Origin of the sequence: Pseudomonas sp. UBA6323, assembly GCF_002439135.1 — a bacterium.
Taxonomy (GTDB): domain Bacteria; phylum Pseudomonadota; class Gammaproteobacteria; order Pseudomonadales; family Pseudomonadaceae; genus Aquipseudomonas.
This window is the reverse complement of sequence record NZ_DJSX01000084.1, coordinates 1-25262: the sequence shown is the minus strand read 5'-3', so window position 1 is coordinate 25262 and position 25262 is coordinate 1. Positions and strand designations below refer to the sequence as shown.

The window sequence follows — 25262 nt, the reverse complement described above, 5'->3', positions numbered from 1 at the left end:
AACTTGCTGGGCGCCCACCGACTGCCTGGCGACTCAGCCGAATACCGTTACGGTCTGCCGGCTCAGGGCGATCAACTCGCCTGCCGGGCTCCACATCGCCGCGGCCACATGACCGTAGCCATCGCGGGCGTACTCGATGTCCGCGCGATACAGGCACCAATCTTCGGTGCTGAGGCTGCGCAGTGGCTGGACGAACTCGATGGTCCAGGTCAGCGAACTGCCCGGCGCCGGACTTTTCAAATGCGCCAGCACCGCTGGCGGCCAGGCATCGACCAGCGCCAGCAGATGCGCTTCGCTGAGCGCCTGCGGTTCGCCCTCGCCGCGCAAGCGCACCCAGCCGCCCATCTGCCGCGAAGGATTGTTGGTGAACGGCATGCCGCCGATGCCCCAGCGCATGGCCAGAAAGCGAGTGAACTCGGGCGTGACGTTGCGGACGTAGGGCAGTTCCTGGCACTGCTCGACCGGCGGAACCTGCGGTGCGGCAAGAGCCTCCACGGCGATCACCGACTGGCGAGACGCGCCGAAACTGCCCTGCACCACCGTTACCACCTGGCCATCCTGGACCGCGCGCAGGAGCATCTGGCTGACTGCCTTGCCTTCGCGCAGCACCTCGGCCTGGAAGCTCACCGGTACATCCGGCGCCACCGGGCCGACGAAGGTGATGGCCAGCGAGCGCACCGGCCGCCCCTGCGGCACCTGGGCGCGCATCGCCTCGAAAGCAAGCGCGGCCACCAGACCACCGAAGCTGGCACGCCCCTGCCCCCATTCGGCCGGAATCGTCACGGCATTGGCATCGCGACGCACCGCGTCGAGCATCTCGGAAAAGACCATACGCACCTCAAGATTCATCGATGGCGACGATCTTAGGGTATGGGCACAGCGCAACGATAGCCTGGAGAAGTGCCTAAACGGTCATATTGCCGGCGAGAATGTCGTCTTATCCCGGGAAATCGACATACAGCGCCAGCAACACCTCGTCAGCTCGGCGTTCAGCCGCTTGCTCGGCGCGCCGCCAGGCATCCAGACAAGGCTGCAGCGAAGGCGACGCTTCGGCCTGCGCCAGCCATTGCACATGATCGTGCCAGTCTCCCAAGGCGCTTTGCGCACGCTTGAGCCGCTGCCGTGCTGCCTTGTCCAAACGGCTCTGCGCCGGGTAGGTTTCAGCGCCGTAACGCACGCGCTTGATCAGCAGGCGCAGGCGATGGCGGTCATGGGCAGGATCGCGCAATGCACGGGCCAGTTGCCTTTGCTGACGGCGCAAACGACGCCGGATGCGTTTTTTTAGGTCGTTCAATTGTCCTTGTCTGGCGGCGTCACGCCAGTTGCTCGGCCAGCTGTCGAGCAGCAGCATCAGATCCGCAAGCTCACCGCTGCGAGCGATCGCGGCATAGCCGGCGGCACGCTGCGCCTCATCGGCCGGAGCCAGATGCGCCAGCCCGAGGCGCTCCAGCTCGGCCACCAGCACTTCACGATCACGCAGCGGCCCGCTGAGGCGTCCCAACACCGCTGCGCCCTGCTCCAGAGCATCCACCGCCGGCAGGCCGCGCAGCGGACGTAACAGGCTGCGCAGTTGGCGCAGGGCGATACGCAGATCGTGCAGCGCCTCCGGGTCGGTGCAGTCAGCCAGTCGCGCCTGACAGGCATACAGGCGCATCTGCAGAGCCAGAACGCGGCCCAGGCAATGCTCGATGAAATCGCTCATGCTCGTTCCTCCGATGACGATGGCCGCAGCTAACAGCCTGGCCATGTCCTCACGCAAGTGACCAATGGTCGCTAACGCGACAGGCGCCAGGGCAATGCCCGGCGCAAATCGCTCAATACCCGTTGCAGGGCCGCCCGCGAAACCGGCTCGCCGGCGTAACGCTGCTGCTCGAAGCAACGCGCGAAAGCCTCGATGTGCGCCGCTTGCTCAGGCAGCTGCTGCGCAGCACGCAACGCGAAGGAGCGCGCACCTTCGCCCGCAGTTCGCTGCACGCCATGACGCGCCAGCAGGCGCTCGAACTTGCGGAACACCTGCCGCTGCGGGTCGGCACGCTGCTGCCAGGGCTTGAGTAACCACAAGGCCAGCAGCCCGAGTAATAATCCGCCCGTACCCACCAGTGCCAGGGCGAGCCGTTGCCAGTCAAGGCTGCCGAACCAGTTCTGCAGCAGCTTCAATTGCTGCTCGCCTTGATAGCCCAGCACCCAACGCTGCCAGCCGTAATTGAGATTCTCCCAACTCATGCGCAGCTGGTTGAGCCAGGCCAGCTCGCGATAGCGCAAAGGCGAGAACGGTTGATCGTCGAGAAAGCCATCCTCTTCGGCCAGGGCCTCTTCCAGGCCCTGCTCGATACGCTCTGGGGCGACCTGGAAAGTGGGGTCGACGCTGCGCCAGCCCTGCCCGGGCAGCCAGTACTCGACCCAGGCATGGGCGTCGAACTGGCGCACCTGGAGGTAGTTGCCGTTGGGGTTGAACTCACCGCCCTGGTAACCGGTGACCACTCGCGCTGGAATGCCCGCCGCGCGCAGCACGAAGGTCATGGCGCCGGCATAGTGCGCGCAGAAGCCACGCCGGGTGTCGAACAGGAACTCGTCGATGCTGTCACGCCCCAGCGGCTGCGGACGCAATGTATAGACGTAGGGCTCGCGGTTGAAATGCTGCAGCACGGCCGCCACCAGCGCATCGCCCTGCGGGTACTGCGCCTTCAGCTCGGCGGCCCAGGCACGGCTGCGCGGATCACCCTGCTCGGGCAACTGCAGCGCCTGGCGCACGCCAGGCGGCTCGGCCTGCGCCTCACGCACGGCCTGCGGCCAGGAACGCACCTGGTACAACAGAGGCCGATCCACCGGGCGCAAGCGCTGCCAACGGAAGTCGCTCATCATGCGCCCGCTTTGCTGCGCCATCTCGCCAACGTCCAGAGCGAACAGCCAGCGCTTGCCACTGGGCTGCATGATGACGCTGTAATCGAGCGGCTCTCCGGCCTTGCTCCACTGCGGCGCGACCGGCACTTCCGCGTAATTGGACTGCGACCAGCGCCGACCATCGAAGCGCTCCAGCGTCAAAGCGCGCCAGTACAGCTGCACCCGCGGCGGCACTTCGCCCTCGAAACTGGCACGAAAGGCCAGCGCCGAGGAACGGCTGAGTTCGGCAATATCGGCCGGCTCCATGCTGTCCGAGAGCCCGGTGACGCCCTTGTCGTTGGGCAGCGGCAGCGACCAAAGCGGCCCCATGCGCGGAAAGAACACGAACAGCAGCACCATCAGCGGTATCGCCTGCAGCATCAGGCTGCAGGCCAGGCGCAGGGTCGGCCAGGGGCGCTCGGCAAAACCGCTGTGCTGCAGGCCGACCAGTGCAGCCAGCAGTGCCGTGACCGGCAACAGGCTGTAGAGCGCGGCCAGAATGCCGTCCTCGAACAGGTAAGCGGTCACCACGCAGAAGAAGCCGAGGAAGATCACCACCAGCGCGTCACGCCGCGTACGCATCTCCAGCAATTTGAGGGTGAAAGTGGCGATCAGCAGCACCGCTGCCGCATCCAGCCCCACCAAGGTGCCACGCGACAGCAGGATACCGGCCAATACCAGCAGCACCAGGCCGCCCTTGGCCCAGCCTCTGGGGTAGCGCGCACGCATGCGGAAGATCTGCACGCGCCAACCGGCAGCGCCGAGCCACAGCGCGACCATCCACATAGGCAGGTGCACCAGGTGCGGCACGATCACCAGCACCTGTGCTACCAGCAACCAAATCAGGGCGACCCGCGGGATACCTGGCAAGCTGCTCATGGCCGCGCTCCGAACAGCGCCAGGGCACGCAGACAGGCGTCGCGATGGCCGTCGCCGTAATCCGGGGCGATCACCTGCCCCGGCAGTTGCAGGCCGAATGCCTGCTGCCGCTCGGAAAACTGCAGCACCCAGTGACAGAGCAGCGACAGGCGCATTTCGCTGTCGCCAGCCAGGCTGTCATAGTCCAGCCACAGGTCACGCCCGCTGAGCATGGCGAAATCCTTGACCAGCAGGCCCTGGCCACGCGAATAGGCCTTCCAGTCCAGGCGCCGCTTCGAGTCACCCGGCTGATATTCGCGCAGGCCCTGGAAATCGTCGGCGCCCTGGCCACGGGCACGCATGCCCTCTTCCTGCTCCTCATCACCCAGGCCCGCTGACAGCGGCAGGTCGCCTTCCAGCGGCCGCGGGTAGACCAGCACCGCCTGGTCCAGATCGACCCAGCTCCAGGCCACCAGCAGCCCCAGGGGGAAGCGACTTTCCACCCGCAGACGCTCGGGGCGCAGCCAGCCACGCCGCGTAGCGGCAAGATTCAGATCCACTTCGGTCTGTCCTTCACGCGGCACATCGCGCACCACCAGCTCCGCAGGCGGCCAACCCAGGACGATGGCCTGGTGCTGGCGCGCGCGACTTTCCAGGCGCACGCGAAAACGCGCCTGCTCGCCGACGAACACCGCCCCGCCACCGCCTGCCTTGAGCACCAGCCCGGCCAGGTTGCGATAGGTATGCAGGATGGTGACGACGAAGACCGACATCAACAGGAAGGTCAGGCCATAGGCCAGGCTGTTCTGGTAGTTGATGCCCACCAGCAGCATCAACAGCAGCACCACGGCGAACGCGCCGCCCATCCGGCTGGGCAGAATGAAGATGCGCCGCTGATTCAGGCGCACGCTGGCTGCCGGAGGAATGCGCCTGGCCAGCCAGCGCCGCCAGAGCGGTTTCAGCGCTGCGCGCATCAGAGTGCCGGCACTTCGCGCAACAGCCATTGCACCAGGGCGCCACCGCCATGGCCGGTGGGATCGGCGCGCTCGCGCAGACGATGGCCGACCACCGACGGCAACACCGCCTGCACATCCTCGGGAATCACATAATCACGTTCGGCCAGCAGTGCCCAGGCCCTTGCCGCGGCCAGCAGCGCCAGGCTGGCGCGCGGCGACAGGCCCCAGGCGAACTGCGGCTGGCTGCGCGTCGCCTCGACCAGACGCAGCACGTAGTCGACCAACGCATCGCTGGCCCGCACCTTGGGCACCTCCGCCTGCAAACGTGCCAGCTCGGCATGGTCGAGAATCGGCTCGATGCGCGGCAGCAGGTCGCGCCGGGCGTCGCCCAGCAGCAAGGCCCGCTCTGCGGCCTGGGCCGGATAGCCCAGCGACAGGCGCATGAGAAAGCGGTCGAGCTGGGATTCAGGCAAGGCGAAGGTGCCGCCGCTGCTGACCGGGTTCTGCGTGGCAATGACGAAGAACGGCTCGGGCAGCGGCCGGGTCGCGCCCTCGATGGTCACCTGGCCTTCTTCCATGGCTTCGAGCAACGCGCTCTGACTCTTCGGGGTAGCGCGGTTGATCTCGTCGGCCAACACCAGCTCGGCGAAGATCGGCCCGGGATGAAAGACGAACTGGCCACTGTCCTTGTCGAACACCGAGGTGCCGAGGATATCGCCAGGCAAGAGGTCGGAGGTGAACTGGATACGCTGGAAGCTCAGCCCCAGCACGCGCGCCAGGGCATGGCTCAAGGTGGTCTTGCCCATGCCAGGCAAGTCTTCGATCAGCAGGTGACCTCGCGCCAGCAGGCAGGTCAGCGCCAGACGCACCTGCGCCTCTTTTCCCAGCAGCACCTGATTGACCGAGTAGAGACAGGCGTCGAGTTTGCTTCGCATCGTTCGCTCCTTATGCAGAACGTCGATGCTACTGGCGTGCCGGCATGCGGCATAGCGCCATGAAATTTTTACTCACGAAACTGTGAGGCCAACCGCTATGCCAGTCGAAATTGCCCGGCCATGGCGTGCAGTTCCCGGCCCAACTCGGCCAGCTGAATGCTCGACGCGGCGGTTTCGTCCATTGCCATGGCCGACTGATCGGCAATGTCGCGGATCGAGGTGACGCTGCGGTTGATCTCCTCGGCCACCGCAGTCTGCTGCTCGGCCGCCGCGGCAATCTGCTGGTTCATCTCCGAGATCAGGCCCACTGCCTCGGCAATGGCCACCAACGCGCCTTCGGTCTGGTTGGCGTCACCAACCGTCAGGTTCACCAGGCTGGCGCTCTGCTCCATGTCGGTCACGGCACGGCGGCTGCCTTCGCGCAGCGCCGCGATCAGCGATTCGATTTCCGCCGTGGACTGCTGGGTGCGCTTGGCCAGCGCACGCACCTCATCGGCGACCACCGCGAACCCGCGCCCCTGTTCACCGGCGCGCGCCGCCTCGATGGCGGCATTGAGCGCCAGCAGGTTGGTCTGCTCGGCGACGCTCTTGATCACATCGAGCACCGCATCGATACGCTGGGTGTCCTGGCTCAGGCGCTGGATGCTCTGCGTGGTGGCGTCCATCGCCCCGGCCAGCTGCTCGATGCGCTGCAAGGTCTGACGCACCACCTGGCTGCCCGCGCCGACCCGCTGGTCGGCCTGTTCGGTGGAGGCCGCGGCCGCTTCGGCGTTGCGCGCCACCTCATGCACCGTGGCGGTCATCTCGCTCATTGCGGTGGCGACCTGATCGGTCTCCAGCTTCTGGCCGTTGACGCCCTGGCGCGTCTGCTCGGCCGTTGCCGAAAGCGTCTGGGCAGAACTGGATATCTGCGCCACACCGCCCTGCAGGCGGCCGACCATCTCGCGCAGGTTGCCGGCCATGCGCTGCACGGCTGCGAGCAACTGGCCAATCTCGTCGCGGCGATCCTGCTCGATGCGTACCCCGAGGTCGCCAGCGGCGATGGCTTCAGCCAGGCCGATGACCCGCTTGAGCGGACGCACGATGGCCAGGCTAATCATGAGCGCCGCACCGAGGCCGAACAGCAGGGCCAGGGCCGCTGCGGCAATGATCAGGCCGCTGCTGGCCTGACGCTCGGCCTGCATGCTCAGGCGCTGGGTTTCCAGGGCCAGTTCGACCTGTTGCAGCAACTGCTCGACCTGAGCGACCAGCTGCCCGTAAACCTGCTTTTGCTGCTGCAGCTGGCTGGCGTACTCCTGCAGGCGCTCGTTGAAGGAATCGACGTTGACCACCACCTCGCCGAGCACCGCGGCATAACCGGGGTCCTCCAGTGCATCGCGCAGCTCGGCAGCCAGTGCTTGTGCCTCGCCGGCCTGGGCGATTTCGCTCTGCTCGTCGGCATCGCTGCGCCGGCTGGCCTCCAGGCGCTGGCGCGCCTGGTCCAGCGCCTGCAGCAGCAGCTGGTGAATCTTGCCGACCTTGCCGGCCTGCAGCACCGAATCGCCGCCCTGCTCGCCCTGGGAGCTCTTGAGCAGGTCGACGCCATCCTCGGAGAGTCCTTCCTGCAGTAGATCCAGGCTGTTGGCGGCGCTGACCACCAGCCAGTCGGCGGCCTGTAGCGACAGCTGCATGTTGTCGGTGAGTTCGACGTAGCGGGCGAAGGCGCTGCGGTAATCCGCCAACGCCGGCTCGACCTGCGCCATGATCGTGGCCGTGTCGCTATCCAGCTCGGCCTGCAGGGCCTGGCCGGCCTGCAAAATCGCCTCGGCCTGCTGCGCCAGGCGCTCGGCATGCTGTTTGTCGCCGCTCAGGGCAAACGTCTGTTCGCTCTGGCGCATGCGCAGCACCTGCTCGCCAAGGGCGCTCATGCGCTGCTGCAATTCGGCGCCGGCACTGACCTCACGCAGCGCCAGCAATCCGGTGGCAGCCACCAGAGCGGTGAGCATCAATACCAGAGCGAAACCCAGCATCAACTTGCTGGCCGTACTCAGACTGGCCAAGCGCTTGCCCAATGAACCACCCATGACATCCCCCTGCCTACCGCAGCCAGCCGCGAATTCTGGAACATAGGAGTGCAAGGCTGCTGGCGACAAGCCATCAGCCAGCGAGCTGGCCGGGAAAGCTAACTGGACGTCGTTTTCAGAACGGGTTCAGGGGCGTTGCATCTGGAACAGGTCCCGAGTGCGGCAATAAGCGTTGCCACCCAGGCGCCCGATCAGGTCGAGCTTGAGCGGATCGAGACGCCCCTGCTGGTTGAGCACCTCGTCATCGATATGCGCCAGCAACACTTCGGCGAAGATCAGATGGCAGTTGGGCTGTTGCGCTGGATAGGGTTGGATCTGCGCCACACGGCATTCGAAAGTTACCGGCGCACCAGCGACACGCGGCACGTCGATGCGCTCGCACGGCTGGCTGGCGATGGCGCAGTGGCTGAACTCGCTGATCTCATGCGGCAGGATCGCGGCGCTGGCGTTCATCGCCTCGGCCTGAGCGAAGCTGACCAGCTGAATCGCCAGCTCGCCGCTGGCCTGGGCATTGCGCAGAGTGTCCTTGAGGCTGCCATCGTCACGGGTGTTGACGTTGACCAGCACGGTCGGCGGGCTGTCACTGATCACCTGGAAGAAGCTGAACGGCGCTAGGTTGGCGATGCCTTCGGGCGAACGGGTCGAGACCCAGGCGATGGGCCGCGGGGTGACACTGGAAGCCAGCCAGCGATAGGCCTCGAGCGGACTCAGCTCGGTGAAATCAAGCTGCATCAACGCCCCGCTCGCGATTCGCGGATGTAGAAGCGTGCGCGCTCGGCCTTGCTGACGCAGCCTTCGTAGGCTTCGAACTGCTGCTGGGTCTTGGCAGCGGTCAGCAGCGAGAAGGCCTTGGAATAACTGACGGTACCGGCGAAGCCTTCGGCCTCGGCGATGCTCAATTCTTTCCAGGCGGCATCCAGCTGATTGGCACAGGTCTCGCGGTAAACGGTCTTGCCGGCGCAGCCGGTAAGCGCCACCGCAAGCAGCGGCAAACAGATCCAGTGTTTCATCGACCACACTCCTCGGATGGATAGGGACTTCGGGTTGGCCCAGTCTATGACGCTACGGCAGGGCGAAAGTGCCCGACTCACCCGCCGTTTCGCTTGCGCAGGTATTCCACCACAGCCTGCTGCTCGCCGGCGAATTCGATGCGTCCGGATTTGCTCTCGCGCTGGAACACGTACATGGGATCGTAGTACTCCACCAGCAAGGCTTCGATCCAGCCACGATGGGTATCCACCTGCCCGTTGACCTGTTGCTCCTGCAGCGCCTGGTCCATGATCGCGGCCAGCCGTTGGTAACGCTCGCCGCCCAGGCGGCGGGTGATGTTGCCCAGGCTCTCGCGCAGGCGCGCGGCGAATGCCACGAAGCCCTCTTCCTCGCCCAGAGCCGCGACGAACTCGGCGCACAGCTCGATCACGTAGGCCTGCAGAATACGCTCCACACGATTGGCCACGCTGTCTTCCAGCCATACCAGCGGGTGATGCTGCATCGCCTGGTGCAACGGCAGCGGCAGCGAGCAGCGACCGATCAGACGCGCCTCGTCTTCCAGGACGAATTGCTGCTGGCCCGCGGCGCGGCGCTTGAGAAAATCGATGGCCAGCGCGTTTTCGAAATCGATCTGGGCCGGCTGGCCACTGGCGCGCTTGCCGAAACTGGAGCCGCGATGATTGGCGTGAGCCTCCAGATCCACGGCATTGTCGAGCTGACCTAGGACCTCGGTCTTGCCGGTGCCGGTCATCCCGCCAACCAGTACGAAGTCGCATGCCTGCACCGCGTCGTCGCTGGTCTGCAGCAGGAAATTGCGCATGGCCTTGTAGCCACCGACCACCCGCGGGTAGTCGATACCTGCCTCGCTTTTCAGCCACTGCTGGACGATCTGCGAACGCAGGCCGCCGCGAAAACAGTACAGATAACCGTCGGGATTGGCCTTGGCAAAGGTCGCCCAGGCCTCGATGCGCTCGGCCTTGCTGCGGCCGCTGACCAGTTGATGCCCCAGCTCGATGGCTGCCTGCTGGCCCTGCTGCTTGTAGCAGGTACCGATCTTCTGCCGCTCGATATCGGTCATCAGCGGCAGGTTGATCACGCCGGGAAAGGCGCCCTTGTGGAATTCGACGGGCGCCCGGGTATCCATCATCGCCCGGTCATTGAGGAACAGTTCGCGGTAGTCGGTGCAATTGTCGCGCATCACAGCACCTCGACCGCGTAGCGCTGTCGCTCGACCATCTCGCCAATGGGCGCCAGCTCCAGCCCCAGTTCGGCGGCCACGGCGAGGAACTCGGCCTCGCCTTCCGGCGCCACGGCAACCAGCAGGCCGCCACTGGTCTGCGGATCGCACAGCAGCAGCTTGGCCAGCTCCGGCAGTGGCGCGATCCTGTCGCCGTAACTGTCGAAATTGCGCAAGGTGCCGCCGGGCACGCAGCCCTGTTCGAGGTAATGCTCGACGCTGTCCAGACGCGGCACGCGAGCAAAATCGACGCGCGCGCTCAGGCCACTGCCATCGGCCATTTCCACCAGGTGGCCAAGCAGGCCGAAGCCGGTCACGTCGGTCATCGCGCGCACGCCGGCGAGTTTGCCAAAGCGGCTGCCTGGCTTGTTCAGGGTGCACATCCAGTCACGCGCCAGGCCGATGTCTGCGCTGCGCAGCTTGGCCTTCTTCTCCGCCGTGGTGAGAATGCCGATACCCAGAGGCTTGCTTAGGTACAGCTTGCAACCAGCCGTGGCGGTGTCGTTGCGTTTCATATTGGCCTTGCTCACCAGGCCGGTCACGGCCAGGCCGAAAATCGGCTCTGGGGCATCGATCGAGTGCCCGCCCGCCAGCGGAATACCGGCCTCGTCGCACACGGCACGGCCGCCGCGGATCACCTCACGCGCAACTTCGGGGGCGAGCACATTGACCGGCCAGCCAAGGATAGCGATGGCCATCAGCGGATCGCCGCCCATGGCGTAGATATCGCTGATGGCATTGGTGGCGGCGATACGGCCGAAGTCATAGGGGTCATCGACGATCGGCATGAAGAAGTCGGTGGTGGAAACCACGCCGCGCTCTTCATCGATCGCGTAAACCGCCGCGTCATCGCGCGAGGCATTGCCGACCCAGAGCCTGGGATCGAGATTCTGCGCGCCGCTGCCGGCGAGGATCACCTCGAGCACCTTCGGTGAAATCTTGCAGCCGCAACCGGCGCCGTGACTGTACTGGGTCAAACGAATGGGTTCGCTCATGGTTTCACTCTCGCCGCGTTTACTGGCGGCGGATTCTAGCAAAGACTGCCTTGGCTCCGCTCCGCTGGCCGAGTAAGGTCGAGGCTTGCTAGGGGGAGACACACAAATGAGCAAGAAAGTAGCGCTGGTGCTGGGATCAGGCGGCGCGCGCGGTTATGCGCACATTGGCGTGATCGAGGAGTTGCAGGCGCGCGGTTATGAAATCGGCTGCATCGCCGGCTGCTCGATGGGCGCGGTGGTCGGCGGTATCTTCGCCGCCGGCAAGCTGCGCGAATACCGCGAATGGACGGAGAGTCTGGATTATCTCGACGTGCTGCGCCTGATCGACGTCAGCTTCCGCCTCGGCGCCATCCGTGGCGAGCGGGTATTCGGGCGGATTCAGGAGATCGTCGGCGAGGTGGATATCGAGAACCTGAACATCCCCTTCACCGCGGTCGCCACCGACCTGACCAACCAGCAGGAAATCTGGTTCCAGGAAGGCTGCCTGCATCAGGCGATGCGCGCCTCGGCGGCAATACCCAGCCTGTTTACGCCGGTCGTCCAGGGCAAACGCATGCTGGTCGATGGCGGCCTGCTCAATCCATTGCCGATCGTGCCGGTGGTGTCCAGCCACTGCGACCTGATCATCGCAGTCAACCTCAACGCCACCAACCAGAACCACTACCAGTTGCCGGTCATCGAGCGCCCGGCCGCCATCAAAGGCCGCATCGACCAGTTGATGACCTCGCTCGGCTCACGCCTGCCGAGCTTCCGCCGCAAGAGCGAGGACGAAACCCTGCTGCTTGCCGAGGAGCAACGCCTTGCCGATGACGTCAGCCCGGCCGCAGCCCCGAGCCGCAGGGAAAATGAGGACGAACCCGCGCCTAAATCCGCCAGCGGTTCGCGGGTCGCCGAATTCAGCGGGCCGGCGTCGCTGCTGGAGCTGGTCAACCAGAGCTTCGAGGTGATGCAGACCTCGTTGGCGCAATACAAGATCGCCGGCTATCCGCCGGATGTGCTGATCAATGTGCCCAAGCGCGCCTGCCGTTTCTTCGAGTTCTACAAGGCGCCGGAGCTGATCATGCTGGGTCGGCAGATCGCGAGCGACACCCTCGACAAGTACGAGAGCGAACGCGGCTGATCAGCCGCGTGGTTCCTCGCCCGGCAGCGGCTTGTTCACCAGCGCTTCGGCCGGCGGCGTCTTGTCCGCCACCCAGTCGTTGAGCAGGCTGTAAGCTACTGCCAGCAAGGTCGGGCCGAGGAACAGGCCCATGAAACCGAAGGCCAGAATGCCGCCGAACACGCCCAACAGCACTACTACCAGCGGCAGGTTGCCGCCACGGCTGATCAGGTAGGGTTTGAGGATGTTGTCCACGCCACTGATGATGAAGAAGCCCCAGATGCCCAGGAAGATCGCCATGCCGATCTCCCCCTGCCACACCAGCCAGGCCACGGCCGGGCCCCAGATCAACGGCGGAATCATGATGAAGCTGAAGGCGAAGGTCAGCAGACCGAGCACCAGGGCGCCCGGCACGCCGGCGATGACGAAGCCGATATAGGCCAACACAGCCTGCGCTGCGGCGGTGCCGATCACGCCGTTGACCACGCGCTGCACGGTGCCGGCGACCAGCTCCAGATAATGGTCGGCACGCTCGCCGATCAGCCGCTCCAGCAGGCTGTGCACGAACACCGCCAGGCGCGGCCCGTCTCGGTAGAAGAAGAACACCAGCACCAGGCTCAGGGCCAGCTCGACCATGCCTGCGCCGATCTTCGCGCTACGCGCCACCAGCCAGTTGCCGACCTGGCCCAGATAGGGTCGCAAGGTGTCGAAGAAGGCGGCGCCCTGCTGGTCGATGGTGCGCCACAGTTCGACCAGGCGATCGCCCACCAGCGGAATGCTGCCCAGCCAGCTCGGCGGCGGCGGCAGGCCTTCGACCTGCAGATCCCTGACCAGGGCGTTGGCGTCCTTGATGTGATCGGCCAGGTTGAAGCCCAGCCACACCAGTGGCACCGCCACCATGATCACCCAGACGCCAGTCAGAATGCCCGCCGCCAGCGACAGGCGCCCGTTGAGCAATTGCGTCAGCAGGCGCATCAGCGGCCAGCTGGCAAAAGCCAGCACCGCGGCCCAAAACAGCGCCGACCAGAATGGCGCCAGCACCCAGAGACTGGCTGCCAGCAGGCCAAGCAGGAGAATCTGCACCAGCAGACGATCATTAGTGGCCATCAGGCAAAACTCCCTTCGACAAAACGACAAAGCGCCCTTGCGGGCGCTCTATAACAGGCGATTGCGAGCGATAGCTTAACGCAACAGACGCACGCTCAGAGCATCATCCGCAGCATCTCCAAGCTCCAGGCGCGCCTCGCGCACGCGCTGCTCGATCAGCGCCTCGCGCCAGGCTTCGGCCTGACTGCCAGCCAGAGCGACTCGCAGGGTGCTGTCGAGGTTCAGGCTACGCGCCAGCACCTCCACCCAGGCGCTGTCGGCCTGAGCCTCGTCGGGCAGCTTCAACTGCCCATCGGTGCGCAGCTGACGCAGCAGGGTCGCTGGTGTCGGCAGCAGCTCGCCCAGAGGCGCCTCGGCATCCAGTTGCTCGGCGTGCAGGTAGGCACGGCGGTTGCCGCGGGTGATGCTGTACAGCGACAGCAGACTTTCGTGATTCGGTTCGGCCAGGCGCAACAGAGCATAGGCCTGCTGATCGTCGGAGCCATACAGCGTGGCATTACCGAACACCGCGTTGGCCCACAGGTTGCTCGCACCACACTCGCGCCCCTGGCACCAATAGAGCAACTCGGCGCCCTGCTCCAGCAGCGTTTCCCGCGCCGCGGTAAATACCTGATCGGCGCTGTGAGTGCGCGGCAGTTCGTAGGTCACTGCGCTGTGCTGGCCCTGCACCAGGATCTCCCGCTCGTAACGCAAACGCCCGCTGATGCGGCGAATCGAACCTTGCGGATAGATACGCTCGACGTCGGGCGCCTCCTTGAACGCGACGATTTGGCTGGCAGGAAAACGCGGCAACACATCAAGGTCTCGGCTGCCGGGTAAATCCGCCGCCAACGCTACACTGCTGCAGAGAGTGGCAAGCACAACGGAAAAAAACTTCATACGCCCCATCATCGAGAGGTGCCCCGTACCAGGGAAACGGCAGGTGAGCTTGCGAAGCAATGAATGGCGACGTTGAACGGGTCGATCATGCGATCCTCCATGGCAGACCGCCACACCTTTCCCCAGGGCCGCAGGCAAGTCAAGAAATGCGCAGGAATGGATTGAAACAATCCGCTACACGTTGTGCGCCCGCCTCGTCATCCAGGTGCAGATGGTGACCACCCGGCAGACGGTGAATCTCGAACGGCAGATCCTCGAGCAGCGTCTGCAGCGCAGGCTGCGCACCCATCATGCCCTGCTCGGCCAGCACCAGGCTCACCGGGCACTGCAGCGCGCGGACGAAGGCCTGGGCGTGCGCCCAACTCAGACGCAGCGGCGACGGCAGTGTCAGACGAGTGTCGGTGCGCCAGGTGTAGCCGCCCGGCACCGGCATCAGACCGCGCTGGGCCAGCAATTCGGCCGCCTCGCGGCTGACCGCACCGACGCCTTTCATGCGTGCTTCGACGGCTCGCGCCATCTCGGCATACACCGGCTTGCGCTTGTCACCGAGCGCCTGCCTGGCTCGCAACGCCTCGCCGAGCTTGGCCGGTGCCTGTTCGGCTTCGCCGGTGTAGGGCACCAGACCATCGATCAACGCCAGTCGCGCAATCCGCTCGGGCATCGCCCCTGCCAACAACACGGCAGTAATCGCCCCCATGGAATGCCCGAGGATGGAAAACCGCTGCCAGCCAAACTGCTCGGCGACCTGCAGCACATCGAATGCGTAGTCCCACAGCGCATAACCGGCGCCGGCCGAACGGTGATCGGAGTGGCCGTGGCCGGCAAAATCCAGGGCGACGATACGCAGCCCCTGGAGCTTCGGCGCCAGGCGGGCGAAACTCGCTGCGTTATCCAGCCAGCCATGCAAGGCCAGCACCGGCAACCCATTCTCCGGCCCATAGAGATGCGCCGCCAGTTCGATATGCGGCAGACTCAGGCGGACTTCTTCGAAACCTGCGTTCATGCGCTTTGCTCCTGATCGGCATCCCAACGGCTGAACAGCTGACGCAGCAGCTCGGCGGTGGCCTGCGGGCGCTCCAGCGGAAACATGTGGCCGCCCGGCAGGTGATGATATTCCGCGCGCGGCATGCGCCTGAGCAGCCGCGCATGGTGCGGCAGCACGACGCGACTGTGGCGCCCGCGCACCATGGCCAGCGGCACTGCCAGCTGCTGCGGCTGCCCCGGCGCGGTATGCGGCACGCTGCGATAGATGCTGATCTCGGTGGCAGGATCGAATTTCAGACGCAGGCCCTCCTCACCCGATTGCAGACCGTGACTGACATAGGCGTCCAGGCATTCAGGGTCGAAACGGCGGAACAGGCTCTTGCCGGCGAAGTAGGTACGCGCTTCGAGCAGATCGGCGAACGCCTCGCGGCGCCCCAGCGTGCGGCCGGCCGGCGTGATGCGGTCAATAAACCCGAAACGTTTGGCAGCACGGATCACCATGCGGTCGGCCAGGGTCAGCACCGGTGAATCGAGCATCACCACGCCGCGGTACAGCTCGGGGCGGAGTAAGGCGGCGTGATAGTGCAGCACGCCGCCAAGGGAATGGCCGACGCCCCAGACCGGCTCGTCACCACCCTCCAGGTGATGGATCAATTCATCGACCAGATTGGACCAGTTGTCATTGACCGGAAAACGCGGGTCGTGGCCGTGTTGCTCCAGGTGCTGCACCTGGAAATCCGGTGCCAGCGCGGCGAACAGCTTGCCGTAGGTGGCAGACGGGAAGCCGTTGGCATGGGCGAAGAAGATCGGCTGCGGCATGCATCAAACTCAAGCTACGAATATGCCGAGATTCTCCGGCAGCCACCGGCCTGCGGCAATGACCGTAATGGCCATTGATGGCGGCGCAATGGTCAGGGCTATAACACCAGCCTGCCGATGATGCTCAGTGCGACCAGCAGAAACACCAGGCCGCAGACGAAGTCGATGGTCGGCGCCACCTGCAGCAGCCGCTGGCGCATCAGCGGGCGGCTCAGGGTGATACCAAGCAGGCTGAACCAGAACAGACTGAGGCCGAACAACAGCGCAGCGCAGGCCACCTTGCCGGGCAGCGACATGTCCGCCGGCACCAGACTGCTGAGCAGTGCGAGGAAGAACACCAGGGCCTTGGGGTTGCCCAGGTTGGTCAATACACCGCGCAGCCAGGGACCGAACAGCGAAGGCGCCAGCTCACCGTCCAGCCGCGTTGGCCCGGCGGCGCCGCGCCACCAGGCCTGTACCGCGCCAATGCCCAGCCAGCCCAGATAGAGCGCGCCGCCAACCTGAACCAGGTCGAACAGCCACTCGGTGCGACTGAGCAATAACGCCACGCCACTGAGCACCAGCGTGCCATGCAGAAGAATGCCGCAGGCCAGGCCCAAGGCACTGAGCAGGCCTGCACGCTGGCCCTGATGCAGGGAAGTACGCACCACCAGCGCCACATCGGGGCCGGGGCTGATAAGGGCCACCGCGAACACGGCAGCCAGCGACAGCAAGACGGACGTCTCCTGCATGGACGATCTCCAGGAAATTGAAAGATGAAATGTGCGGTTGAATCAGCCCTGGCGCAGGCGCGCCGGAGGCAGGCCGTAGGTACGGCGGAATAACCGCGAGAAGTGCGCCTGGTCGTAGAAGCCCAGGCGCAACGCGATCTCACTCAAGGGCTGCCCTGCCAGCACCAGCGGCAACGCCCGCTGCAGACGCAGCTGGGTCAACCACTGATGCGGCGGCAGGCCGGTATGCTGACGAAAACGCCGCAGCGCCTGCCACGGGCTCATGGCGCAGAAGGTGGCGATTTCCTCCAGCGAGGGTGGATCGTCCAGGCGGCTTTCCAGCCAGTCGCGCAGGCGCTGCCAGGTGCGCTGATCGAAAACGCGATGTGGCTCGCTGACGCGCAATGTCGAGCCCATCTCCAGCAGATGGGCCAGCGCCTGCCAGAGCGCCTCCTCCTGAGCCAGCTGTGATCCTCCCAGCATCGCCGCATGAAAATGCTGCAGGTGCTTCGACAGCAGAGGATGGCGCAAGCTACTGGTGGTCAGCCTCGGCGCCCCCTGGCGGCCGTCGCTCAGGGTTCGACTGGCTTCGTCCAGCCAGAAGGGATCGAAGGCCATCACCCGAATGCGGTAGCTCTCTCCATCCAGGCAGGCGCCGTCATGAATCCCTTCCGGCGCCATCAGCAGCACATCCCCTGCCCCGGCGTGCCGCCGCTCACCACCATAGACGTAGCGATGCTGCCCCTGAATCAGCAGGCCGACGTGGTACTCCAGATGAAAGTGCCGGGGAAAGGCAAAGCTGCGATATTCCGCGTCAATCAGGCGAACGCCGGGCAAGCTGCTCTGGATGTGAGTGATCTGGTCCATGGCGCGTACTGTAGCGCCATGGATCGGACAAATCTTGGATGAAATTGCAGATCATATAGCCTGGTCAAAGGCTAGCGAGCTAGCGCCAGGCAAGGCGAAACTAGGCGAAAAAGCGCAGTTTACAAGCTGTAAATAAGCATATTGAGGCTAGTTTCAACGCAGTATGGCCGACGCGCAGCGGCCTTTGCTCTCACAGCTTCGGCGGCTGCTCGCCCAACGGCACTATGGCCATGGTCAACCGTGAAATGCAGCTGGGTTTGCCATCGTCGCCGCTTAGGCGGATGTCCCAGACATGCGTGGTACGCCCCAGGTGCACCGGCCGGGCCACAGCATGCACACGCCCGCTGCGCAGACCGCGCAGGTGGTTGGCATTGACCTCCAGGCCAACGCAGTAGAAGCGAGCGCTGTCGAGGCACAGGTAGCTGGCGGTGGAGCCGAGGGTTTCCGCCAGTACTACCGAGGCGCCACCGTGCAGCAGGCCGTAAGGCTGATGAGTGCGCGGGTCGATCACCATACTGGCGCTGAGCGATTCGTCGTCGAAGGACTCGAAACGGATGTCCAGCACCTCGCCGATGCTGTTCTTGAGCGTGGCGTTCAGGGCCGCTATGTCGGGGGTTCGTTGCCAGAGAGCCATGGACCTTTCCTTGGGCAGAAGGGAAAACGGGGCCGGCGTCACCGGCCCGGCGACACTCAATCGTGCCAGAGCACCGCTTCGCTGCGCTGCTGCCACTCGGCGAAACGCTCGCCGTAGGTGCCTTCGATCATCGCGCGCTTGATCTTCAGGGTCGGCGTGAGGAAGCCGTTCTCCACGGCCCAGACCTCCTTGACCAACACCAGGCCCTGCAGCCGCTCATGCTGGTCGAGGCGGTCATTGACCTCGGCAAGCAACGCCTTGAGGCTGCTTTCCAGCTCATCACGGCTGTCATTGGCCGCCTCCTGGCGCCCAACGTCGGACAGCACGCACAGCGCGATGGGTTGCGGCAAACCGTCGCCGACCACGCAAACCTGCTCGATGCGCGAGTGTTCGCCGATGCGATTCTCGATCGGCGCGGGGGCCACGTACTTGCCCTTGCTGGTCTTGAAGATTTCCTTGATGCGCCCGGTAAGGCGCAGGTTGCCCTCGGCGTCCTGCTCGCCCTTGTCGCCGGTCCGCAGAAAGCCATCGTCGGTCAGCGTCTCGGCGGTCTTGAACGGATCCTTGTAATAGCCCTGCATGGTTGCGCCACTGCGCACCTGGACTTCGCCATCCTCGGCGATGCGCACCTCGACGCCCGGGTTGTTCTGGCCAATCCAGCCCTGCTTGAACCGGCCGGGCAGGCAGACGTGGGAATACCCACAGTTCTCGGTCATGCCATAGACCTCCTGGATCTCCATGCCCAGGCGCCGATACCAGTTGAGCAGTGCCTCGGGTACCGGCGCGGCGCCGGACAACGCGTAGCGGATGGCGTCCAGCCCCAGCCCGGCGAGCACCTTGCGGCCGATGAAGTGACCGATGATGGGCAGGCGCAGCAGGCGGTCCAGTTTCTGCGCCGGCATCTTGCTGTAAACGCCCATCTGGAACTTGGTCCAGATGCGCGGCACCCCGAACATCACGGTCGGCCGTGCGCGCTTGAGGTCTTCAAGGAACGTGTCCAGGCTTTCGGCGAAGAAGATCGTCTGCCCGGCATAGATCGAGGCCAGCTCGACGAACATGCGCTCGGCCACATGGCACAGCGGCAGGTAGGAGATAAGCCGGTCGTCCTCGCCCACCCCGAACAGCTTGATGGCATTGCTCGCCGCAAAACCGAAATTGGAGAAATTGTGCATGACGCCTTTCGGCGTACCGGTGGTGCCGGAGGTGTAGATGATGGTGGCCAGCTGGTTGGCGGCAGGCTTGGGGTCATCCTGGATCGGTGCGCTGCGCTGCAGATCATCCCAGCTGTAGTCGAAATCGCCAGGCGGATGCAGTGGCAGACTGACGGTAGGCAGGCCCTGCGGCAGCCCCGGCGCCATCGAGGCCCAGTCATCGAGTTTGCCGATGAAGGCAAGAGCGGCCTCGGAATGCTCCAGCACCTGGCGCATGGAGTCGGCGGTGAGGTTGGGATAAAGAGGAACTGAAACATGCCCCGCCATCCAGATCGCCAGATCGGTCACGATCCAGTGCGCGCAGTTCTTGGAAACGATGGCGATACGACTGCTCGGCGGCAGCTCGCGGCTGCGCAGCCAGTTGGCGACACGGCGCGCCTGTTCGCCGACATCGGCCCAGCTCAGCTCGAGCAGTTGGCCGCCCCCCAGAGGTTGCACCATGTAGCGTTTGTTCGGGTGCCTTGCTTCACGTTCGTAGAACAGCTCGAGCGGCAAACGGATTGCATCAGCCACAGGGCTTCCTCCTTTGTTGTTTTTGTAGGAATCAACCAAGCACTTGCTTGGTTGAATATTCCACGCAGACAAAAGAGGTGCAAGTTAAGAAATGTTTCTGGTTTAGGCAGGCGGCAGGCTCGTCAATGCGTCACCCCGAGGCCTCAGTCGAGCTTGAGCTCCTGCCTGTAGCTCGGGGTTTGCCTCAATGCGGATGAATCAGCGCCAGCAGTTCCATCAGCCCGGCAGCCGGGATATCACCTTCCAACTCGGCCAGGCTGGCGGTGCGCATGGGCAATGGCTCCTGACGGTGGCCGTGGACCAGCAAGCCACCCAGGGCACCGATCAGCGGCTGGTGGCTGACCAACAGCACCTCGGCACCCTCTCGCTCATCGAGAAATTTCAGGGCATCACGCGGATCACTGTCCGGTGTCAGCCAGGGCACCGTATTGATTTTACCGGCGAACCCCAGCGCGCTGCGCACCAGCTCGGCCGTCTGCTGAGCTCGCACGTAAGGACTTGCGAGGATCGCCGTCAGGGGCCGACCGGCGAGCTGCGTGGCGGCCTGCTGCACTTCCTTGCGCCCATAAGCGGTGAGCTCGCGGGCGGCATCGCTGGCGGCCTGCGGTTCGGCCTCACCATGACGCAGCAGCCATAGCCTCACAGTTTGGGCTCCTCGTCGCGCACCGGATGTGGCGCCGGCGGAATGCTGTGAGCGGTTTCGCCTTCCGGGGGACGCGGCACCGGCCAATCGGCGAACGGCCACGGCTTTTCATCGGTATTGAAGGTGCCGAAGCGGCCGATCTGCGCCAGGTACTGGCTGAGGCTGTCTCCAAAGCCCAGCAGGCCGGCGTTCGGCGCAGCGTAGAACAGGCGGTAAGCCAGCTGCAGCAGCACGACCGCACCGAGCAGCAGCTCGGCCAGTTGCCAGACAATGAGAAAAATCACCATCCATAGAATGCGCAGCAGAATCGACTCGCGCTCCAACTCCTGCTTTTCGTCGCTCATGACTCACTCTCCTTGATTGATTCAGAAACCCGCGGTAGGGATGAAATCGACGTCGGTCTTGGGCTCGCCACGCATCAGCAGCTCGATGACCTGAGCCAGCGTACGCCCCTCGAAAAGGATGGCATGCAGGCCAGCGACCAGCGGCATGTAGACCTCGAGCTCTTCGGCGCGTGCCTTGAGCACCTTCAGCGTATTAACGCCCTCGGCGACCTCGCCAAGACGCTGCACCGCTTCCTCCAGGCTGAGCCCTTCGCCCAGGGCGAAACCGACCTGATAGTTGCGGCTCTTCGGTGACGAACAGGTGACGATCAGGTCGCCGACGCCGGCAAGGCCGAGGAAGGTCATGGGATTGGCGCCGAGCTTGACTGCGAATCGGGTCATTTCCGCCAGGGCGCGGGTGATCAGCATGCTCTTGGTGTTCTCGCCCATGCCGAGCGCCGCCGCCATGCCGGACATGATCGCGTAGACGTTCTTCAGCGCACCGCCGAGCTCGACGCCGAAACGGTCGGCACTGGCGTAGACGCGGAAGGTTCTGCCGTGTAGCGCTTGTTGCACGCGCAGGCACAGTTCTTCGTCCTCACTGGCGATCACCGTCGCGGTCAGGGCATGATCGGCCACTTCCTTGGCCAAGTTCGGCCCGGACAGCACGCCAATGCGCGCGTCGGGGGCGATTTCTTCGAGAATCTGGCTCATCAGCTTGAAGGTCCTAGCTTCGATGCCCTTGGTCGTGCTGATCAGCATCTTGCCCGCCAGTAGCCCCGCCACCGGCTGCAGGGCATCGCGCAGGGCGCTGGAAGGCAGCGCCACCAGTACCAGCTCGGCCTGCTGCAGCGCAGCGCCAAGATCACTGATCGGCTCGATACCACGGTGCAGCTTGACGCCCTTCAGATAGCGCGGGTTTTCGCCGCTCTGGCGCATCTGCTCGGCCTGCTCGGGATCGCGCATCCATTGCAGGACACGCTGGCCGTTCTCCGCCAGCAGGTTGGCCAGGGCGGTGCCGAAGCTGCCGCCGCCGAGGACGGCAATGGGTTGGGGCTGAGTCATAGTTCTTCCGAATGAGGCCATGCGTGATGGCGGTCTGCGGGCATTATACGGAGCCGAGAGTGCCCGGCCAGGGCAAAAGTTCAGTGGCGGCCGCACGTTGACGGGCGCTAACGAGAATTAGCGCAGAGTGCGCGCGCCTGGCACTGGCAAAGCGCGACGGGTCGGTTAACATGCTGGATCGACGTTAATTGCCAAGGACGATTCGTGCCCACAGGCAGCCCCTTGCCCCCGCCCTGCCCCTCTCGCCAACAGGCGGCAGAGCCACAGCCCACCAGGGATGGTATAGCCACTGGGCAGCGCCGTGGCTGGAATATCCATACCCGCACCCAGCTGATCAGCGTCGGCCCGGCACTGCTGCTGACGCTGTTGCTGACCGGTTTTCTCACCTTCACCCGCCTGCAGGACCTGCGCCAGGAGCAGGGCCATACCGGTCAACTGATCGCCAATCAGCTCGCACCGGCCACTCAGTACGGCGTGCTCAATGACAACCTGGACACTTTGGAAAGCCTGTTGCGCGCTACCCTGAGCACGGCCGACGTGCGCTTTGCCGAGGTTCGCGACCGCGACGACAATATTCTGGTCTACGTCGAGCGCCCCAAGGAACCAGGCCACAGCACGCCGGAGGTGGAGGTGTTTCAGGCGCCGATTCACCTGCAAGGGCCGCCAGGCCGCGGGCTGGCCTTGCCACCGTTGGGCAAGGCGATCGGCGATGGCTACCTGGGTCGGGTCATCGTGGGCATGTCCAACGACACCTTCAATACCCGCCAGCAGGAAATCCTGCTCAAGGCCGGGGTTCTCTCGCTGTTCGCCCTGTTGCTCACCTTCCTCCTCGCCCGCCGCCTGGCCAGACGCCTCGCGCAACCGCTCAGCGCCATGGGCCAGGCTCTGGAACGCATTCAGAGCGGCGATTACCGCCCCTCCCTGGTCGAGCGTGGCAACGACGAGCTGACCGATCTGGCCAGGCACATCAACAACCTGGCCTGTGCACTCGAAAAAAGCGGCCAGGAACAACAACAAGCGATCGCCCAGCTGATCCAGGCCCGCGAGGAGTCCGAGCAGGCCAACCGCGCCAAGTCGGACTTCCTGGCCATGATGAGCCACGAGCTGCGCACCCCGATGAACGGCGTGCTGGGCATGCTGCAGTTACTGGAAACCACCAGCCTGAACGACGAGCAGAGCGAGTATGCGGCGCTGGCGACAGAGTCCACCGAGCACCTGCTCAAGGTGATCAACGACATTCTCGATTTCTCGCGCATCGAACGCGGGGCACTGGAACTCGAAGCCATTTCCTTCAACCTGCTGGACCTGTTGCAGGGCTCCATTCAGGTCTTCCAGCACAGCGCACAGCAGCGCGGCCTGCAACTGCTGCTGGACGCTCAACCGGGCCTGGAGGGACTGGAAGTAAGCGGCGACCCCACACGTATACGGCAGATTCTGGTCAACCTGATCGGTAACGCGCTGAAGTTTAGCGAAGAAGGTCACATCCGCGTGGAAACACACTGGCAGCCACTGGACGACCAGGTGCTGTGGTTCACCTGTGCCGTACGCGACAGCGGCATCGGTATCGACGGCGAACGCCTGGAACATATGTTCGATGCCTTCCAGCAGGCGGATACGTCCATTTCCAGACGTTACGGCGGTACCGGTCTCGGCCTGCCGATCGCCCGCACCCTGGCCGAGCGCATGGGCGGTACCCTGCGTGCAGAAAGCCAATTGGGCAAGGGTTCGGTCTTCACCCTCGAGGTTCCGCTGCCATTTCGCACCTGCAATGAGCAGGCTCAGCGCAGTGACATCCTGACGCTCGGCAGCGGTGAGGGTCAGGCAGTACTATTGGTCGAGGACAATCCGGTCAACCAGACGGTGATCGAGGCCATGCTGCGCAGCCTGGGCTACCAGGTCAGCCTGGTCGGCGACGGCCAGCAAGCCGTGCAGAGCTGCAGCCAGCACGACTACGCTGCGATCCTCATGGACTGCAGGCTGCCGCTGATGGACGGCTACCAAGCGACGCGGCAGATCCGCCAGCTCGAACAGGGGCAGCAGGTGCCGATCATCGCCCTGACCGCCAACGCCCTGCAGGGCGACCGCGAAGCCTGCCTGGAGGCGGGAATGAACGATTACCTGGCCAAACCGTTCAAACGAGCAGATTTGCAACGCATTCTGCTGCGTTGGCTGCCAGCCCGACCATAGGCGAGTGGCGCTCGTGACAAGCCGGCGTTACAAGGGGAAACTGCTGGGCCTGTGACAATGCACAGCCAGCGGAGTACAACTGTACTCACAGCGCTGTGACTTTCACCACAACGCAACAGTCTATGACTAGGCTGCCGGCAGTCGCCCCCTATTTTTCAGGCGCGCCGGCCAGGACGATTCGCCCAGCCTTAGAAGCATGGGGATAATTGAGGAGCTCGCATGACAAAACAAAACGCCTACTCTCGGGAAGACCTGCTCGCCTGCGGCCGCGGCGAACTGTTCGGCCCCGGGAACGCGCAACTGCCCGCCCCGAACATGCTGATGATCGATCGCATCGTTCACATCAGCGAGACCGGCGGCAAGCACGGCAAGGGCGAAATTGTCGCTGAGCTCGACATCAACCCGGACCTGTGGTTCTTCGGCTGCCACTTCGAAGGTGACCCGGTCATGCCAGGCTGCCTTGGCCTCGACGCCATGTGGCAGCTGGTCGGCTTCTATCTGGGCTGGCAAGGCAATCCCGGCAAGGGCCGCGCCCTGGGCTCGGGTGAAGTGAAATTCTTCGGTCAGGTACTGCCGACCGCCAAGAAAGTTACCTACAACATTCATATCAAACGCACCATCAACCGCTCGTTGATCCTCGGCATCGCCGATGGCAGCGTCAGCGTCGACGGCCGCGAGATCTACAGTGCCGAAGGCCTGCGCGTTGGCCTGTTCACCTCTACCGACAGTTTCTGAAGGACTTGCACATGCGTCGTGTCGTGATTACCGGTCTGGGCATCGTTTCCTGCCTGGGCAATGACAAAGAAGCCGTTGCCGACAGCCTCCGCGCGGGCAAATCCGGCATCCGTTTCAACCCGTCCTACGCTGAAATGGGCCTGCGCAGCCATGTTTCCGGTTCGGTCAACCTGAACCTGGAAGAGCTGATCGACCGCAAGCTGTTCCGCTTCATGGGCGACGCCGCAGCCTACGCCTACCTGGCGATGGAGCAGGCGATCCAGGATTCCGGACTCAGCGAAGAGCAGATCTCCAACCCGCGCACCGGCCTGATCGCCGGTTCCGGTGGCGCTTCCACCGTCAACCAGATGGAAGCCATCGACACTCTGCGCGAGAAAGGCGTCAAGCGCGTCGGTCCGTACCGCGTGACCCGCACCATGGGCAGCACCGTATCGGCGTGCCTGGCCACCCCGTTCAAGATCAAGGGCGTCAACTTCTCCATCTCCTCGGCCTGTGCCACCAGCGCACACTGCATCGGCCAGGCCATGGAGCAGATCCAGCTGGGCAAGCAGGACGTGGTCTTCGCCGGTGGC

The 25262-nt window shown here is 64.5% G+C and carries 25 protein-coding genes and 1 pseudogene; 4 read left to right on the top strand and 22 right to left on the bottom strand.

The window, feature by feature from the left end; genetic code table 11:
• Positions 1 to 33: 33 nt before the first annotated feature.
• The 11 genes and pseudogenes from B3P22_RS20275 to selD all read right to left on the bottom strand — a co-directional run bounded on the left by B3P22_RS20275 (position 34) and on the right by selD (position 10914).
• Positions 34 to 831 (bottom strand): acyl-CoA thioesterase, encoded by a 798-nt coding sequence (locus B3P22_RS20275; RefSeq protein ID WP_197856528.1) that lies wholly within the window; start codon positions 829 to 831, stop codon positions 34 to 36.
• Between the two features lie 106 nt (positions 832 to 937).
• Complete coding sequence (locus B3P22_RS20270; protein ID WP_296272334.1) at positions 938 to 1702, bottom strand: CHAD domain-containing protein; 765 nt, start codon at positions 1700 to 1702, stop codon at positions 938 to 940.
• Between the two features lie 71 nt (positions 1703 to 1773).
• Entirely contained in the window at positions 1774 to 3759 is a 1986-nt protein-coding gene (locus B3P22_RS20265; RefSeq protein WP_296272333.1) for a DUF3488 and transglutaminase-like domain-containing protein, read from the bottom strand.
• Positions 3756 to 4712: a DUF58 domain-containing protein gene (locus B3P22_RS20260; RefSeq protein ID WP_296272332.1), complete on the bottom strand. Its 957-nt coding sequence runs from the start codon at positions 4710 to 4712 to the stop codon at positions 3756 to 3758. The genes B3P22_RS20265 and B3P22_RS20260 overlap by 4 nt, the downstream gene beginning before the upstream one ends.
• The gene (locus tag B3P22_RS20255) at positions 4712 to 5629 is read right to left on the bottom strand and encodes an AAA family ATPase (RefSeq protein ID WP_296272331.1); all 918 of its coding nucleotides are present in this window, start codon (positions 5627 to 5629) and stop codon (positions 4712 to 4714) included. Before B3P22_RS20255 ends, B3P22_RS20260 begins: the two co-directional genes overlap by 1 nt.
• A 95-nt stretch (positions 5630 to 5724) precedes the next feature.
• Positions 5725 to 6441 (bottom strand): methyl-accepting chemotaxis protein, encoded by a 717-nt coding sequence (locus tag B3P22_RS23980; protein ID WP_419096451.1) that lies wholly within the window; start codon positions 6439 to 6441, stop codon positions 5725 to 5727.
• Between the two features lie 141 nt (positions 6442 to 6582).
• A pseudogene (locus B3P22_RS23975) lies at positions 6583 to 6729 on the bottom strand (HAMP domain-containing protein); the annotation flags it as partial.
• Between the two features lie 1089 nt (positions 6730 to 7818).
• Positions 7819 to 8424, bottom strand: a complete 606-nt coding sequence (locus B3P22_RS20245) for a flavin reductase family protein (RefSeq protein WP_296272329.1) — start codon at positions 8422 to 8424, stop codon at positions 7819 to 7821.
• Entirely contained in the window at positions 8424 to 8702 is a 279-nt protein-coding gene (locus tag B3P22_RS20240; RefSeq protein WP_161868011.1) for a hypothetical protein, read from the bottom strand. Before B3P22_RS20240 ends, B3P22_RS20245 begins: the two co-directional genes overlap by 1 nt.
• A gap of 77 nt (positions 8703 to 8779) precedes the next feature.
• Entirely contained in the window at positions 8780 to 9880 is a 1101-nt protein-coding gene (gene mnmH, locus B3P22_RS20235; protein ID WP_296272328.1) for a tRNA 2-selenouridine(34) synthase MnmH, read from the bottom strand.
• On the bottom strand, positions 9880 to 10914 hold the full coding sequence (gene selD, locus B3P22_RS20230) for a selenide, water dikinase SelD (protein WP_296272327.1): 1035 nt from the start codon (positions 10912 to 10914) through the stop codon (positions 9880 to 9882). The genes mnmH and selD overlap by 1 nt, the downstream gene beginning before the upstream one ends.
• A gap of 106 nt (positions 10915 to 11020) precedes the next feature.
• Between selD and B3P22_RS20225 the strand changes: the two genes are divergently transcribed.
• On the top strand, positions 11021 to 12034 hold the full coding sequence (locus B3P22_RS20225) for a patatin-like phospholipase family protein (protein ID WP_197856471.1): 1014 nt from the start codon (positions 11021 to 11023) through the stop codon (positions 12032 to 12034).
• On the opposite strand, the gene B3P22_RS20220 is transcribed toward B3P22_RS20225, so the two are convergent.
• From B3P22_RS20220 to B3P22_RS20170, 11 genes are all read right to left on the bottom strand, one after another.
• Positions 12035 to 13120 (bottom strand): AI-2E family transporter, encoded by a 1086-nt coding sequence (locus tag B3P22_RS20220; protein ID WP_296272326.1) that lies wholly within the window; start codon positions 13118 to 13120, stop codon positions 12035 to 12037.
• Between the two features lie 75 nt (positions 13121 to 13195).
• A complete protein-coding gene (locus tag B3P22_RS20215; protein WP_296272325.1) occupies positions 13196 to 13999 on the bottom strand; it encodes a DUF4892 domain-containing protein in 804 nt (267 codons plus the stop codon).
• Between the two features lie 139 nt (positions 14000 to 14138).
• Entirely contained in the window at positions 14139 to 15002 is an 864-nt protein-coding gene (locus B3P22_RS20210; protein WP_296272324.1) for an alpha/beta hydrolase, read from the bottom strand.
• Complete coding sequence (locus tag B3P22_RS20205; RefSeq protein ID WP_296272323.1) at positions 14999 to 15802, bottom strand: alpha/beta fold hydrolase; 804 nt, start codon at positions 15800 to 15802, stop codon at positions 14999 to 15001. Before B3P22_RS20205 ends, B3P22_RS20210 begins: the two co-directional genes overlap by 4 nt.
• 98 nt (positions 15803 to 15900) lie before the next feature.
• Positions 15901 to 16533: a LysE family translocator gene (locus B3P22_RS20200; protein ID WP_296272322.1), complete on the bottom strand. Its 633-nt coding sequence runs from the start codon at positions 16531 to 16533 to the stop codon at positions 15901 to 15903.
• A 42-nt stretch (positions 16534 to 16575) separates the two neighbouring features.
• A complete protein-coding gene (locus B3P22_RS20195) occupies positions 16576 to 17379 on the bottom strand; it encodes an AraC family transcriptional regulator (RefSeq protein ID WP_296272321.1) in 804 nt (267 codons plus the stop codon).
• Positions 17380 to 17569: 190 nt separating this feature from the next.
• Entirely contained in the window at positions 17570 to 18013 is a 444-nt protein-coding gene (locus tag B3P22_RS20190; protein ID WP_197856464.1) for a hotdog fold thioesterase, read from the bottom strand.
• Positions 18014 to 18069: 56 nt separating this feature from the next.
• Positions 18070 to 19737 (bottom strand): AMP-binding protein, encoded by a 1668-nt coding sequence (locus B3P22_RS20185; RefSeq protein WP_296272320.1) that lies wholly within the window; start codon positions 19735 to 19737, stop codon positions 18070 to 18072.
• Positions 19738 to 19921: 184 nt separating this feature from the next.
• The gene (gene sixA, locus B3P22_RS20180; RefSeq protein WP_296272319.1) at positions 19922 to 20380 is read right to left on the bottom strand and encodes a phosphohistidine phosphatase SixA; all 459 of its coding nucleotides are present in this window, start codon (positions 20378 to 20380) and stop codon (positions 19922 to 19924) included.
• Positions 20377 to 20724, bottom strand: coding sequence for a DUF4389 domain-containing protein (locus B3P22_RS20175; protein WP_296272318.1), 348 nt, complete (start codon positions 20722 to 20724; stop codon positions 20377 to 20379). Before B3P22_RS20175 ends, sixA begins: the two co-directional genes overlap by 4 nt.
• A 21-nt stretch (positions 20725 to 20745) precedes the next feature.
• A complete protein-coding gene (locus B3P22_RS20170) occupies positions 20746 to 21768 on the bottom strand; it encodes an NAD(P)H-dependent glycerol-3-phosphate dehydrogenase (protein WP_296272317.1) in 1023 nt (340 codons plus the stop codon).
• Between the two features lie 282 nt (positions 21769 to 22050).
• On the opposite strand from B3P22_RS20170, the gene B3P22_RS20165 reads away from it, so the two are divergent.
• The 3 genes from B3P22_RS20165 to B3P22_RS20155 form a co-directional block, all read left to right on the top strand.
• Complete coding sequence (locus B3P22_RS20165; RefSeq protein ID WP_419096450.1) at positions 22051 to 23955, top strand: ATP-binding protein; 1905 nt, start codon at positions 22051 to 22053, stop codon at positions 23953 to 23955.
• A gap of 219 nt (positions 23956 to 24174) precedes the next feature.
• Positions 24175 to 24690, top strand: a complete 516-nt coding sequence (gene fabA / locus B3P22_RS20160; protein WP_197856459.1) for a 3-hydroxyacyl-[acyl-carrier-protein] dehydratase FabA — start codon at positions 24175 to 24177, stop codon at positions 24688 to 24690.
• 11 nt (positions 24691 to 24701) lie between these two features.
• Positions 24702 to 25262: beta-ketoacyl synthase N-terminal-like domain-containing protein (locus B3P22_RS20155; RefSeq protein ID WP_296272315.1), on the top strand; the 561-nt coding region annotated here is incomplete at its 3' end.

What these genes read in the sequence shown, in the direction of transcription:
- mnmH (WP_296272328.1), bottom strand. Translation starts at nt 9,880, where the DNA reads ATGCGCGACAATTGCACCGACTACCGCGAACTGTTCCTCAATGACCGG.
- B3P22_RS20210 (WP_296272324.1), bottom strand. Translation starts at nt 15,002, where the DNA reads ATGAACGCAGGTTTCGAAGAAGTCCGCCTGAGTCTGCCGCATATCGAA.
- B3P22_RS20190 (WP_197856464.1), bottom strand. Translation starts at nt 18,013, where the DNA reads ATGGCTCTCTGGCAACGAACCCCCGACATAGCGGCCCTGAACGCCACG.
- selD (WP_296272327.1), bottom strand. Translation starts at nt 10,914, where the DNA reads ATGAGCGAACCCATTCGTTTGACCCAGTACAGTCACGGCGCCGGTTGC.
- B3P22_RS20245 (WP_296272329.1), bottom strand. Translation starts at nt 8,424, where the DNA reads ATGCAGCTTGATTTCACCGAGCTGAGTCCGCTCGAGGCCTATCGCTGG.
- B3P22_RS20225 (WP_197856471.1), top strand. Translation starts at nt 11,021, where the DNA reads ATGAGCAAGAAAGTAGCGCTGGTGCTGGGATCAGGCGGCGCGCGCGGT.
- B3P22_RS23980 (WP_419096451.1), bottom strand. Translation starts at nt 6,441, where the DNA reads ATGAGCGAGATGACCGCCACGGTGCATGAGGTGGCGCGCAACGCCGAA.
- B3P22_RS20175 (WP_296272318.1), bottom strand. Translation starts at nt 20,724, where the DNA reads ATGAGCGACGAAAAGCAGGAGTTGGAGCGCGAGTCGATTCTGCTGCGC.
- B3P22_RS20260 (WP_296272332.1), bottom strand. Translation starts at nt 4,712, where the DNA reads ATGCGCGCAGCGCTGAAACCGCTCTGGCGGCGCTGGCTGGCCAGGCGC.
- B3P22_RS20265 (WP_296272333.1), bottom strand. Translation starts at nt 3,759, where the DNA reads ATGAGCAGCTTGCCAGGTATCCCGCGGGTCGCCCTGATTTGGTTGCTG.
- B3P22_RS20240 (WP_161868011.1), bottom strand. Translation starts at nt 8,702, where the DNA reads ATGAAACACTGGATCTGTTTGCCGCTGCTTGCGGTGGCGCTTACCGGC.
- B3P22_RS20255 (WP_296272331.1), bottom strand. Translation starts at nt 5,629, where the DNA reads ATGCGAAGCAAACTCGACGCCTGTCTCTACTCGGTCAATCAGGTGCTG.
- B3P22_RS20270 (WP_296272334.1), bottom strand. Translation starts at nt 1,702, where the DNA reads ATGAGCGATTTCATCGAGCATTGCCTGGGCCGCGTTCTGGCTCTGCAG.
- fabA (WP_197856459.1), top strand. Translation starts at nt 24,175, where the DNA reads ATGACAAAACAAAACGCCTACTCTCGGGAAGACCTGCTCGCCTGCGGC.
- B3P22_RS20170 (WP_296272317.1), bottom strand. Translation starts at nt 21,768, where the DNA reads ATGACTCAGCCCCAACCCATTGCCGTCCTCGGCGGCGGCAGCTTCGGC.
- B3P22_RS20205 (WP_296272323.1), bottom strand. Translation starts at nt 15,802, where the DNA reads ATGCCGCAGCCGATCTTCTTCGCCCATGCCAACGGCTTCCCGTCTGCC.
- B3P22_RS20200 (WP_296272322.1), bottom strand. Translation starts at nt 16,533, where the DNA reads ATGCAGGAGACGTCCGTCTTGCTGTCGCTGGCTGCCGTGTTCGCGGTG.
- B3P22_RS20195 (WP_296272321.1), bottom strand. Translation starts at nt 17,379, where the DNA reads ATGGACCAGATCACTCACATCCAGAGCAGCTTGCCCGGCGTTCGCCTG.
- B3P22_RS20275 (WP_197856528.1), bottom strand. Translation starts at nt 831, where the DNA reads ATGGTCTTTTCCGAGATGCTCGACGCGGTGCGTCGCGATGCCAATGCC.
- B3P22_RS20215 (WP_296272325.1), bottom strand. Translation starts at nt 13,999, where the DNA reads ATGAAGTTTTTTTCCGTTGTGCTTGCCACTCTCTGCAGCAGTGTAGCG.
- B3P22_RS20220 (WP_296272326.1), bottom strand. Translation starts at nt 13,120, where the DNA reads ATGGCCACTAATGATCGTCTGCTGGTGCAGATTCTCCTGCTTGGCCTG.